Genomic DNA, 12,526 nt, shown 5'->3' with positions numbered 1-12,526 from the left:
CATTTTAAATTCAATTTTGAGGAGGAAACAATATGCAAGCTTTATTAGTAATTGATGTACAAAATGGATTGGTTAATCTCACACACTGTGATGATACATTAGCGAATATCGAAAAATTGATTCAAGCATTTCAAGAACAGCAAAAACCTGTTATTTTCATTCAGCATACCGATAATGCCAAAGAAAGTGTGCTCCACCATGCAGGAAAAGGGGCTGATATTATTGCACGCTTTCAGCCATATATTGAGCATCTTGTTGTTAAGCAAACACCAAGTGCTTTTTATCAAACAAACTTGCAAGAGCTGTTAGCAAGTTTAAATATTGAGCATGTATATATCTCAGGCTTTAATACGGAGTTTTGCTGTCAATTTACAGCGATTGCGGCTTATGACCGCGGGTTCCGCACAACATTTATCGAGGATGCTACAAATACAGTAAACAACGCCAACACCTATGAAATGACTGGCTTAGATATCCGAGATTTCGTCGGAACTGTATTGCATTGGTCGAATGTTATTGAGGTGCTTGATATGGAGGAATATTTGGAAACTCAATTATAAATTATAGAAGATGGCTGCCTTTTGTGTAGAAATTCCATTCGGGACTAGAGGTGAAGGATAATTTGCTTAATAAATAGCGAATTTTATCTACAAAGCTCGAACTATATTACAAAACTCTCATTCGATTTTATTAAATTTAGATAACAAAAGTAAAGCGGTATTCGAATCAAGCTGCTTCCAGACAGATACATTATTATATAAAATATAATAGAAGACGGTTTGATAAAATGAATGATGTATCCAAAACAGCTATTGAAAACATTATTTTCAATAGCTGTTTTTACTATTATCTTTAGGCCTTATCTAAAATATATGCCGTCTTCTGCGATGCTTGCTGACTAGAATTTTCATTATAAGCATCCGCACATTTATCCGCAAAGCCATGTGCTCCTTCAAACACAAACACCCGCACTTCTTTTTTCCGTAAAGCTTCAATCAAAATCTTTACATCAAATGATTTTTCTTCATTTCCGTAAAATAATGTCACTGGACAATGTGGTGTGATATCTAGGTAACTGCGGATACGTGAGCCATAATAACCGATAATATGCTGAATTCCGTTTAATTCGCTACATAACCATGCCACTGTCGCCCCGATACTAAAACCCATTATATATACTGCTTCATATTTTTGCATGAGTTCCTCTAATAGTATTTTAATTTGCTGTGCTGCTTGCTCAATGCCTATATGCTCCATAAAATTGTAGTAAGCTTGTTGTTCCTGTTCATATGGAAAAACATTGTCGTCTTGCAACATATTCGGGCATACTACATCAAAGCCCATCTGGCTTAAACGCTGTGCATATGATTGGATATGACGATTAATACCATATATTTCATGGAGTACGACAACGACTCGATTTGCTTGATTATTGATTATAAACTTCATTCATATAAAGGCTATAGGATAATCCTACAGCCCTTCCTCCTCACTCTGTAAACTTTGGCTTGCGCTTCTCCACAACGGCCTGCACGCCCTCCTTAAAATCAGCAAGCTCTGTAACGAGCCCCATTTGCGAGGAAATATAGTCTAGAGATGAGCGTAAGGACATTGTTTGGCTTTGGTATACTGCGCGCTTAATAAATTGAATGGCGGTTGTCGGTCCATTCGCAAGCTTTTCTGCATAGCTTCGCGTATATTGTTCAAGTTCTTCATCTGGCACAACGAATGTGACAAGTCCCGCCTCCTTTGCCTCATACGCTGACAGTACACGTGCTGTCCATAACATATCTAATGCTTTATCAATCCCTACTAACTTTGGTAAAAAGTACGCGCCACCGTCTCCCGGCACAATCCCAACATTGACATAGCTCTCCGAAAATTTCGTCGACTGTGCGACAATACGAATGTCACACATTAAAGCCATATCAAGCCCTGCACCAAATGCAAAGCCATGCACTTGGGCAATGACTGGCTTATCAATTTCCTCTAAAAGCAGTGGCACACGCTGTACGCGCTTCCATAAAGAATTTTTGCGGGCGAGCGCTGTCGATGTAATGTCGTCCTCACTGTCAAAAAAGCCTTTGCCTGCTGCCATCGCTTTAATATCACCACCTGCGCAGAAGCATTTGCCATTGCCCTTAACGACTAGCACACGAATTGCCTCATCGTCGCGCACCGTTTCAAGTGCCCGAATCCATCTCGTTAGCATATCCTCACTAAAAGCGTTCATTGCTTCAGGGCGATTGAGCGTAATTGTCGCAACTCCGTCCTGTACATCGAATAATAAGTCAGCCATTTTCAAGTCCCCCTTATTTCGTTGTCATCCATGACCAAACATTCTCTACTTGTAGCAAATCATCTGCCAGTTGCTTTTGCCAGTAATGCGTTGTAAGGCCTTCCTCACGCCATGCCCATAAGCGACGCGTGTAATGCTGTAGGCTATGCTCATAGGTTACACCAATTGCCGCATGAACTTGGTGAGCAGAAGTTGCTACGATTTTGCTTGCCTCGTCTAAACGAATGCTTGTGAAAGCTACTTCATAGCGCTCAGTCTCATTTACTAATGCCCCTGCCATATTTTCAATCGCCGCCGTCGCAATTGCTGCCTCTCCTGCAAGATTAGCCAAGTGCTGCTGCACAAGCTGAAAGCGATGAATCGGGCGACCGAACTGTTCACGTTCCTTTGAATATCTTACTGATAGCTGAAAGGCTTTATCGAGAGCACCACTCAGTGCAGCTAGCTTTGCGGCTGTCGTATATTTGATTAGCTTTTGAAGTTGCTGCTCGTTGATTTCCGTTTGTGCAATGATTTCAGCTTGCTGGAAGCTCACTGTATCACGCGGCTCGGCTGCTAAATTTGTTGCCTGTACAATGCTTGCTTGTGCTAGACCTACGGCAATTAGCTTCAGCACCTCTCCCTCTTGAGCAAAAGTTACGAGCTGCTGTGCACTTCTCGCCCACGGCACATTGGGAATGTTGCCATCAAGTTTGCCATTTGTCATTGTTAGCATCTGCTTGTCGTTAAAAGAAATCGTTGTAATAGATTCAAACGGTGTAAGCCTTACGTATTCCAAAATAAAATTAGCGAGCGTATGCTCAAGTACGGGTGCAGGTACGGCATAATAGCCAGTTAGTTGATAGAGTGCTAGTAAATCAGCTATATCCCCATTTGCTCCTCCGTACTGCTCTGTTATCGCGACTTTCAATAGTTCATTGTCAACTAGCTGTTGCCATAATGTAGTAGCCCATTTACCTTCCTCTAGTAAGTCAACAGTTTCCTTTGTAATAAGGTCTTTATATATTTTCTCAACGACCTCTGTTACAAATTCCAGCATTTCACTCATTGTGCAACAACCCCCTTTGCGACAATGCCATATAGCACTTCTGATGTGCCACCTCTAATTGTAAAGCCGGGTGCATGTAGAATTGATTCCGCCATATAGCGGTCAAAGGCGCGTTCTGCCTGCAAGCGTGGGTATGTTGCGACAAGTAGGCGTGCAATTTCGGGTATTTTCTGTTCAAACTTCGTTCCAATGCTTTTTACAAGCGCTGCTGGAATTGCCACCTCACCGCCTTCCTCCAATACTTGTGCTACGCCAATTGATAAATTGCGTAAGCTCCACATTTCTGCTAATAGCTTGGAAGCAGTAGCTAAACCAACAGTGTCATATGCCTGTTTTAATTCAATAATTAGTTCATTCAATAACGGAAATGTGCTTAAAATACGCTCTGGACCGCTGCGCTCAAAGGCAAGCTCCGCTAACCCCTGTGTCCAACCATTACCAATCGTGCCAACAACCATTGCATCTGGCACAAACACATTTTCAAAAAATACATCGTTAAAATGTCGCTCTCCCGTTAAATAAGGAATCGGAGTAATCGTCACACCGGGCGCATGCAAATCAATAATTAACTGGCTTAAGCCGCTGTGCTTAGACACTTGGTCATAGGGTGCAGTACGCACAAGTGTCACCATATAATGCGCATCATGAGCGTTACTCGTCCACGTCTTCGCCCCATTCACAAGCCAGCCACCCTCTACCTTCTCTGCTTTTGTACGGACAGATGCTAAATCAGAGCCACTATTCGGCTCACTTAAGCCAATCGCAAAAAAACAATCCCCTCGAATAATTTTAGGCAAAAACAATTGACGCTGCTCCTCCGTACCAAAGCGCAACAGCAAAGGACCTGTCTGCCTATCTGCAAACCAATGGGCTGCAACTGGTGCACCCGCAGCCAAAAACTCCTCTGTCAATATATAGCGTTCAATCGTACTACGCTCGCCCCCACCATACTCCTGCGGCCAAGTCATCCCAATCCAGCCCTGTTCTGCTACTAATTTAGAAAAAACAGGGTCACTTCCACTTAACCATGAATCACACTTCGTTCGAAATGTCCCTTCTTTGAGGTGACGCTGTAAAAAAGCACGCACCTCTAACCGAAACTGCTCCTGCTCTTGCGTAAAATGCACAACTGGTAATTTCATTTCTCCCATCCCCTTTTGTCATGCTTCCCCCTTATTTTATCGCTTGCTACACATAGATGTCTAACAATTTCGAATTGTATTTAATTTTCAGAATTGTTTGCGTGCCAGGCACCGAGTTGCTCAATGAAGCTACGTGACTTCAAGCGAATCCCTGTCTGCTCTTCGTAAATTGTTGTCACAATTTTTTTAATAAACATCTTCGTTTGGGGCTTTAAATCTAGCTTGCCGACTTGCTCAATTGGCATCATATAAAACATCCGAATAAGCTTGAGCTGCGTTGGCGAGAGTCGGATAATATATTGGTCATGATGGAAGCAGCGATGGCATAAAAAACCTCCATGTGAAAAGGAGAAGGCAAATTCACCATCTGTTGATGCGCAGCTTGCACAAGCTTGTAAAATTGGCTGGACGCCTGCATAGGGCAGCATTTTCCAATCAACGAATAAAGCAATCGCCTCAGGGTCATAGCCTTCATCTATAGCAAGTAATGCTTGCCTTACTACTTCAAAGGCAAATGGCTGAGGCTCGCCCTCTTCTACTAAACGGTCGACCAGCTCACCGACATAGCTTGCATAGGCTGTTGCATGAATATCAGTTTGCATTGTGCGCATCGCATTCAAATGCTCCCCCTGCTGCAAAGTGCCCATCCCCGTTGTTCGCTGCACTAAATACAGGCCGTACATAAAAGGTTGAGTAATACCTGCTAATCGGCTAGTCGGTTTTTTCGCACCACGTGCCATAACGGCTACCTTACCTGCTTCACGTGTCAGCAATGTGACGATTTTATTGGATTCTCCGTATGCTCTAGCCTTGAGAACAATTCCCTCCCATTTATGCAACATTTATAACACACCTCCACTTCATTTTGGTGAATGACTAGATTAATCTATGTTTCACGTAAAAATAGATTGATTTTGAAACATTCATTTCTTATATAATACTTTTCTTAAGAAAATGAGAATAGGTGTCGAGAAAACTAAAAATTTCCCAACACCCTTTATATGTTTAATCAATATTTGTTTATAATTTGGTATGTCTTAATAAAAGGTTATGTTTATCTTATAAGAGATGTCTCTATACAAGCTTCTATGAGCTAGTTTAGCAATCACTTTTCATAAGCTTTATACCAATGATATGGTTGGATTTCCTTTAATGTTTTATACTCCAGTCTACCATCTTGGTTAGTTATAGCTGCTTTTACACTCTCTCCCCAATAAAAAAGTCTTTCCTGACATACACCACAAGGGGTTAAAATTGTAAATTCGGATTCTTCATTTTCTCTTACAATACAGATAGTATGAGTAACCTTTGTATTAAGTTTATGTGCCTCAAGAATTGCACCCGTTTCAATACACAATTCAGTAGAAGCATTGATAATATCTGGTGCTACACTAGTTAAAATTTGACCATCTTCAGTGTACATTGCCGAAGCCCCACCCCAACCAGAAGGGTATCTTTTTTCTATCAAGTCTATTGCTGATTGATAGAGTTTTTGTTCAATATTCATGCCGATATTACCTCCCAATTCATTTAGCGACAGGCGTTTCCTACACCCGCTGCTCCCCTATTAAACACTTATTACAGGAAACATAAGCTGACTCAAAATTAGGAAATGATAACGCTACAGAAATTTCAATATTATCGCCTAAAATACTATACACTTATTTCACAATTTGCAACAGGTGTTCTAGCTGATTTATTTCATAAGTAGGCTTTAAATTTGTAGTATTTTCTTTATATTTAGGATTGAACCAACATGTATCAATACCGTAGTTAATTCCACCTTGAATATCAGAAGTCAACGAGTCACCTACCATTAGGACATTTGATTTTTCTGTAATTTGCAGCTTATTAAAAGCATAATCAAAAATTTCAGCTTGTGGCTTTTGAAATCCTGTGGATTCAGAGATAATAATATGCTCAAATGTACCTTCTAAAAAGGAATGATTAATTCTAGATGTTTGTACATCTGTGTAACCGTTCGTAATAATGGCTAATCGCTTATGCGACAAAGCTTCAATAACTTTTTCGGCTCCTTGAACGAGATAGGTTTGTTGGCCAAGAAATTTCAAATAGTCTTGATTGAATACAACTGCGTCCATTTCAAGTTCGTGTTCTAAAAATAATCTCCTAAATCTTTCTGAACCTAGCTCCACTAAGCTTATTTTTCCTCGTTCTAAATCTTCCCATAACACTTTGTTAATTTCTCGATAACTCTTTTCATACAATTTTAAGTTATTTAACAAATTATATTTGCTAAAAACTTTTTTAAAAGCTTCTTGCTCCGATATAGTAAAATCAAAAAGTGTATCATCGATATCGAAATAAATAATATCGTAATTTTTCATTTTAATACTCATCCTCACGGAAGCCGAAGTCACGTAAATGTGTTTGTTTGTTGCGCCAATCCTTTTGCACCTTTACCCAAAGCTCCAAGTATACCTTTGAGCCAAGAAGCATTTCGATATCTTTACGTGCCAGTGTACCGATTTCCTTTAGTAATGCGCCGCGCTTGCCAATGACAATGCCCTTTTGCGAATCGCGCTCAACCATGATTGTTGCTTGTACACGAATCATATGTTCATGCTCTTCATCACGCTTAATTTTATCAATGACAACTGCAATCGAATGGGGAATTTCCTCACGTGTTAAATGCAAAACCTTTTCACGAATCAGCTCTGAAATAATAAAGCGCTCTGGATGATCGGTCACTTGATCTGCAGGATAATATTGCGGTCCTTCAGGTAAATACTCACCGAGCTTTGCTAATAAATTTTCGACATTATTTCCTTGTAGCGCGGAAATCGGCACGATTTCGCTGAACGGGTATTTATCTTTATAGGATTCAATAATTGTAATAAGCTCATCTGGATGAACTTGGTCAATCTTATTAATGACTAAAAAGACAGGCGTTTTATTACCAGCTAAAAGGTCTAAAATAAATTCATCACCTTTACCGATTTTTTGCTCTGCATTGACCATAAATAAAATAACATCCACTTCACGCAATGTATTTTTAGATACTTTCAACATAAATTCGCCTAATTTATGCTTCGGCTTATGAATACCTGGTGTATCAATAAAAATCATTTGCGAATTTTCAAGTGTCAATACACCTTGCACTTTATTACGTGTCGTTTGTGGTTTATCTGACATAATCGCAATTTTTTGTCCGATAACACGATTTAAAAATGTTGATTTCCCTACATTCGGTCGACCAATAATGGAAATAAAGCCCGATTTATAGGGACTGTTTGCTTGCTGCATAATCTAAATCCTCCGTTGTGAATGCACCCGGTAACAGTTCACCTACTGTCGTTTCTTGTACATCACCTTTTAAGTTTGTTAAATAAACTGGCATACTTGCTGGGAAAAATTCGCTCATCACTTGACGGCATGCCCCGCATGGTGAGCAAGGCTTGTCCGTATCTGCTACTATAGCAATCGCCTTAAATTTCATCACACCTTCAGATACCGCTTTAAAAATTGCCGTTCGCTCTGCACAGTTTGCCATGCTATATGCGGCGTTCTCGATATTACAGCCTAAATAAACTGTACCATCCTCTGCTAAAAGTGCTGCGCCTACTGGAAATTTCGAATAAGGTACATACGCCTTTTCACGCGCTATCTTTGATTGCTCCATTAATGTATGTTTATCCATTCTTTTTGCCTCCTATATCACATTAAAACCATTTCGGGAAAAAAATGAGTACTCCGATTATAACACTGCCAATCGCAAATACAAGTACCGCGCCTGCTGCTGCGTCCTTTGCAGCCTTTGCTAAAGGGTGGATTTCTGATGTTGCTAAATCGACAACTCGTTCGATTGCACAATTCATCATTTCCGCACCAATAACTAAAATAATGACTAAAACGATAATTAGCCACTCTATCACGCTCAAGCCTGTTAATAAGCCTGCAACGATGACAATACAGGCACTTGCTACATGAAAGCGCATATTTTGCTCTTTTACCGCCTCCAGTATTCCTTGAAAGGCATAGACAAAGGAGCGTAAAAATTTACGGATATCCATTATACCTCGCGCCCTAGCCCGAAGGACGACAAAATTGCATTTTGTTTATCAAACATTTCTTTTTCATCTTGTTCATTCATATGGTCATATCCCAATAAATGCAAAAATCCATGGAGTGCTAAAAAGCCTAGCTCTCGCTCAAAAGAATGTCCATACTCCTCCGCCTGTTCCTGTGTACGCTCGACCGAAATAATAATATCTCCTAAAACACGTGGTAGACCTTCACCAATAATTTCTGTTTCTCCTTCACCTAGCTCCTCTAAAGCAAAGGATATAACATCTGTTGGCTGGTCTTTATCGCGGTACTCTCGATTGATTTCATGTATGGCTTCATTCGTAACGAATGTAATCGATAGTTCGCTACCATCATCAACCTGCTCTTCTTTTGCCGCATACTGCAATAAGCGCTCGACTAAATCGATATGCGCTTTTTGAACCGAATCCGTTTCATCTAAAAAATCGATTTCTAACGCCATTTGCAAACCTCCTATTTTGGATATTCGATGCGTGAATGGAATGTACCGTTTAATGTTTCACATAACACATCTTCAATAATTTTTAATTCCTTCAACGATATATCGCATTCATCAAATTGGTCATCCTGCACGCGGTCCTGAATAATGGACTGTACTAGCTTTTTAATTTTGTCAGCAGTCGGCTCCTTCATGGATCGTACCGCAGCTTCTACACTATCTGCAATGCTAATAACAGCAATTTCCTTCGTTTGCGGCTTTGGTCCTGGGTAACGGAACGCTGCCTCATCAACATTCATGCCCTCTTCCTTCGCTTTAAATACGAAAAATTTCAATAAGCTTGTGCCATGATGCTGTAACGCAATATCAATAATCTCCTGTGGCATGCGATGCTTATGCAGGAGCTCTGCACCGTCCGTCGTATGTGCAATAATAATATCTGCACTCGATTGTGGAGGTAATGTATCATGCGGGTTAATACCTGTCATCTGATTTTCAATGAAAAAGGAAGGTCTTCTCGTCTTCCCAACATCATGGTAATAACAGCCGACGCGCGCTAATAGCCCGTCCGCACCAATGGCTTCACAAGCTGTTTCTGCCAAATTTGCTACCATAATGCTATGGTGGTAAGTACCCGGCGTTTCCGTTAATAATTTGCGAAGTAACGGATGGTTTGGATTCGATAGCTCAATCAAGCGCATTGTTGATAAAATGCCAAATGCCGACTCAAAGAACGGTAGTAACCCCATCGTCAACGCACCGGAAAGCACTGCTGAAATGATAGCCGCCGTCAAATAGAAGCCTATTTCGGTGATACCATAGCCCGACTGAGACATTAATAAATAAAAACTAATAAATAAAATATTAATAACTGAGAGAATGCCACATGCCTGCAATAATGATGAGCGCTTTTCAAGATTGCGCATGAAAAATAGCGTCGCAAAACCGCCAAACATTATGTACAAGGCAATATCCATTTGTAACACAGCAGCATAGCCACTATGGAACATGACACCTGCTGATGTCGCCGTCATAACCGTTACAATTGATGCCACTCGGTCATCCACAAGCAAGCGAACAAGCATTGTCGCTAAAGCAACTGGGAATAAAAAGGCAATCATCACATCAAAATTATCCGCTACAATGCTAATTAATTTCATAATAATAAGACATATTGTATAAACTATTGTTGTAACAAGCAGCTCGTTTCGACGTTTGGCTATCGGCTTTTTTGAACGGTCAAAAACGATATAAATAAAGGCCATCTGCAAGAAAATTAAAATGAGTAACCCAAAAATCGGCTTTAAAGATTCCTTCGTATCTAGCATACCTAGCAACTCTAATTGTCGGTATACTTCACGGTCTATAAGCTCCCCTTCTTGCACGATAATTTGACCTTGTAAAATACGTGTTGCTTCAACCATTTCGCGTGCTTGTCGAACGCGCAACTCGGTCTTTTCTTCATCTAGCACTTCTGTTTCGACAATAGCAGCTCGTCCAAGTGTAATAACTGTATTAAGTAACGGCTCCGCTATTGCTGATTGCTGACGTATTTTACTATCAATTTCATTGCGAATTGTTAAGATTTGCTCTTTACGGAATGGTCGGTCTAACGCATTTGTTACGAGCTGTGCTAAACTATCACGCGTATTAATCAATAGCTCCTCGTCAATCGTTAACAATACTTCAAGCTGTGTATTGCTAATACTTATTGAAGTTTGTGATTCCGTAATATCTTTTAAACTTGTTTTTAATTGCTCTACTCTTGATTCAATTGAATCATCCTTTGTCTCTTCTCGTACATCAAGCACGATATCAAAAACAGATGTAATAATGGCTGTACGATGGTCTGCTACTTCCTCATTGAAGACGTAGACAGGCTCAACAGATTTCTCCGCATTATCACGTTCCCTTTCCGTTTTCACCGAATCTTCTACAGTTTTCACAGAACGAATTGTTTCGGGTGCTAGCTGCAGCAACTGTATATCGTATGTAATGCCCCTTACATTGCCTGCCATAAACAAAAATTGAATAGTTGCTGTAATTAAGAGGACTAATATTAAAAAATAACGAAATTGAATGATTTGCATTATGTTTTTTAATTGTTTTCTCATTGCACACCTCCACTTATTATTTTACCAATTTTTGAGCGTGATTTCATGCTTATTTCGTGTCATTTTAACTTCTTTTAGCAATGTTTTCTGCGGCGAGTAATCGCAGGAGCACATATTTTGTACAGATAGCGTAAAAACTTTCATACCTTTCTAGGTAGTAAGATGAATGCAAGTATTAAACCGATTTTCAGCAGGTGTTCAAATAACCGCTAAAAAGTTATGCCTTCGACGGATGTCACAGATTTTGAAGGGAGGTCTACCTGATGCAGGTCAGTTTATTTTCCACTGGTTAGCGTGAAAAATCTGGACGAGAGCTAGCCAAGGCATAATTGAGTGGAATAGCTAAAAAGAGACTGCTAGTAAGTCACAACTCTCCCTGACTTTCTAGCAGCCCTTAGCAATTTATGTCGTTAAGTTGCTTTCAAAAATCGGTGCACAGCTTACTCCTTACAGCTCCTGCTCCGCATATGCTTGAATTACTTTTGCTACGAGTGGGTGACGCACAACATCCCCTTGCTCAAGAATTTGGAAATGTATGTCCTTGACATATTTCAGTGTACGTTCCGCAATAATCAGACCAGATTCCGTATTTTTCGGAAGGTCAATTTGGGTTTTATCCCCAGTAATAACCATTTTAGAACCAAAGCCAAGGCGTGTTAAAAACATTTTCATTTGCTGATGCGTTGTATTTTGTGCCTCGTCTAATATAACGAAGGCATCATCTAATGTACGACCGCGCATATACGCTAATGGCGCAATTTCAATTGTACCACGCTCAATTAAACGCTGCGTTTGTTCTACGCCGTAAATATCATGTAGTGCATCATAAAGCGGGCGTAAATAAGGGTCAACTTTTTCCTTTAAATCACCTGGCAAAAAGCCTAACGACTCACCAGCTTCAACAGCAGGTCTTGTTAAAATAATGCGCTTCACATGACCGTTTTTTAAAGCTTGTGTTGCCATAACAACAGCTAAATAGGTTTTACCTGTACCGGCTGGGCCGATGCCGAAAATCAAGTCACGATGGCGAATGGCACGTATATATTCTCGCTGTCCAATCGTTTTCGCACGAATCGGCTTGCCCTTTGTATTACGTGCAATTTCTTCCTCATAAAGCTCTGCAAAATATTCGATTGTACCTTTGTTTGCCATTTCAATTGCTGTTGATGCGTCCCGTTGGTCAACATTAATCCCTTTACGAATCACCTGTAGTAGCGCATGTAGCACGGATTTAGCCTGCTCCTTCTGTGCCTCATCATCGCCCGCAATTTGTACTACTTCCCCACGTGTAATAACTTGTACTTTATACGTTTCTTCAATTAATTTAATATTTGCATCCGACATGCCTAATAACATAACTGCTTCATTCGGATTATCTAACTGTAATTGTGAAATTTTTTCTGACATCCTAACGCT

14 protein-coding genes are annotated in these 12,526 nt (G+C 40.2%); 1 reads left to right on the top strand and 13 read right to left on the bottom strand.

Annotation, left to right across the window (positions count from 1 at the left end; genetic code table 11):
- The first annotated feature begins 32 nt into the window (after positions 1-32).
- Positions 33-560, top strand: a complete 528-nt coding sequence (locus tag C9J36_RS05785; protein ID WP_066163996.1) for an isochorismatase family protein — start codon at positions 33-35, stop codon at positions 558-560.
- Positions 561-852: 292 nt separating this feature from the next.
- On the opposite strand, the gene C9J36_RS05780 is transcribed toward C9J36_RS05785, so the two are convergent.
- From C9J36_RS05780 to C9J36_RS05720, 13 genes are all read right to left on the bottom strand, one after another.
- Positions 853-1,449 carry a dienelactone hydrolase family protein gene (locus C9J36_RS05780; RefSeq protein WP_107942490.1) on the bottom strand — a complete coding sequence of 199 codons (597 nt, stop codon included), beginning with the start codon at positions 1,447-1,449 and terminating at the stop codon, positions 853-855.
- Between the two features lie 40 nt (positions 1,450-1,489).
- On the bottom strand, positions 1,490-2,299 hold the full coding sequence (locus tag C9J36_RS05775; RefSeq protein WP_107942489.1) for an enoyl-CoA hydratase/isomerase family protein: 810 nt from the start codon (positions 2,297-2,299) through the stop codon (positions 1,490-1,492).
- A gap of 13 nt (positions 2,300-2,312) precedes the next feature.
- Positions 2,313-3,347, bottom strand: coding sequence for an acyl-CoA dehydrogenase family protein (locus tag C9J36_RS05770; protein ID WP_107942488.1), 1,035 nt, complete (start codon positions 3,345-3,347; stop codon positions 2,313-2,315).
- A complete protein-coding gene (locus C9J36_RS05765) occupies positions 3,344-4,489 on the bottom strand; it encodes an acyl-CoA dehydrogenase family protein (RefSeq protein ID WP_107942487.1) in 1,146 nt (381 codons plus the stop codon). Before C9J36_RS05765 ends, C9J36_RS05770 begins: the two co-directional genes overlap by 4 nt.
- 80 nt (positions 4,490-4,569) lie before the next feature.
- On the bottom strand, positions 4,570-5,331 hold the full coding sequence (gene recO / locus C9J36_RS05760) for a DNA repair protein RecO (protein ID WP_066164010.1): 762 nt from the start codon (positions 5,329-5,331) through the stop codon (positions 4,570-4,572).
- 263 nt (positions 5,332-5,594) lie between these two features.
- Positions 5,595-5,996 carry a cytidine deaminase gene (locus C9J36_RS05755; RefSeq protein ID WP_107942486.1) on the bottom strand — a complete coding sequence of 134 codons (402 nt, stop codon included), beginning with the start codon at positions 5,994-5,996 and terminating at the stop codon, positions 5,595-5,597.
- A gap of 154 nt (positions 5,997-6,150) precedes the next feature.
- Positions 6,151-6,837, bottom strand: coding sequence for a YjjG family noncanonical pyrimidine nucleotidase (locus tag C9J36_RS05750; RefSeq protein WP_107942485.1), 687 nt, complete (start codon positions 6,835-6,837; stop codon positions 6,151-6,153).
- A 1-nt stretch (position 6,838) separates the two neighbouring features.
- Positions 6,839-7,756 carry a GTPase Era gene (era, locus tag C9J36_RS05745; protein WP_066164019.1) on the bottom strand — a complete coding sequence of 306 codons (918 nt, stop codon included), beginning with the start codon at positions 7,754-7,756 and terminating at the stop codon, positions 6,839-6,841.
- Positions 7,731-8,150, bottom strand: a complete 420-nt coding sequence (locus C9J36_RS05740; protein ID WP_107942484.1) for a cytidine deaminase — start codon at positions 8,148-8,150, stop codon at positions 7,731-7,733. Before C9J36_RS05740 ends, era begins: the two co-directional genes overlap by 26 nt.
- 22 nt (positions 8,151-8,172) lie before the next feature.
- Positions 8,173-8,523 carry a diacylglycerol kinase family protein gene (locus tag C9J36_RS05735; RefSeq protein WP_066164025.1) on the bottom strand — a complete coding sequence of 117 codons (351 nt, stop codon included), beginning with the start codon at positions 8,521-8,523 and terminating at the stop codon, positions 8,173-8,175.
- Complete coding sequence (gene ybeY / locus C9J36_RS05730) at positions 8,523-8,999, bottom strand: rRNA maturation RNase YbeY (protein WP_107942483.1); 477 nt, start codon at positions 8,997-8,999, stop codon at positions 8,523-8,525. Before ybeY ends, C9J36_RS05735 begins: the two co-directional genes overlap by 1 nt.
- A gap of 11 nt (positions 9,000-9,010) precedes the next feature.
- On the bottom strand, positions 9,011-11,110 hold the full coding sequence (locus tag C9J36_RS05725) for an HD family phosphohydrolase (RefSeq protein ID WP_066164031.1): 2,100 nt from the start codon (positions 11,108-11,110) through the stop codon (positions 9,011-9,013).
- Positions 11,111-11,557: 447 nt separating this feature from the next.
- Positions 11,558-12,517, bottom strand: a complete 960-nt coding sequence (locus C9J36_RS05720) for a PhoH family protein (protein ID WP_107942482.1) — start codon at positions 12,515-12,517, stop codon at positions 11,558-11,560.
- Between the last annotated feature and the right edge of the window lie 9 nt (positions 12,518-12,526).

The organism is Metasolibacillus fluoroglycofenilyticus (assembly GCF_003049645.1).
Lineage (GTDB): Bacteria > Bacillota > Bacilli > Bacillales_A > Planococcaceae > Metasolibacillus > Metasolibacillus fluoroglycofenilyticus.
The sequence above is the reverse complement of the archived record's forward strand: the minus strand, read 5'-3'. Positions and strand labels throughout refer to the sequence as shown.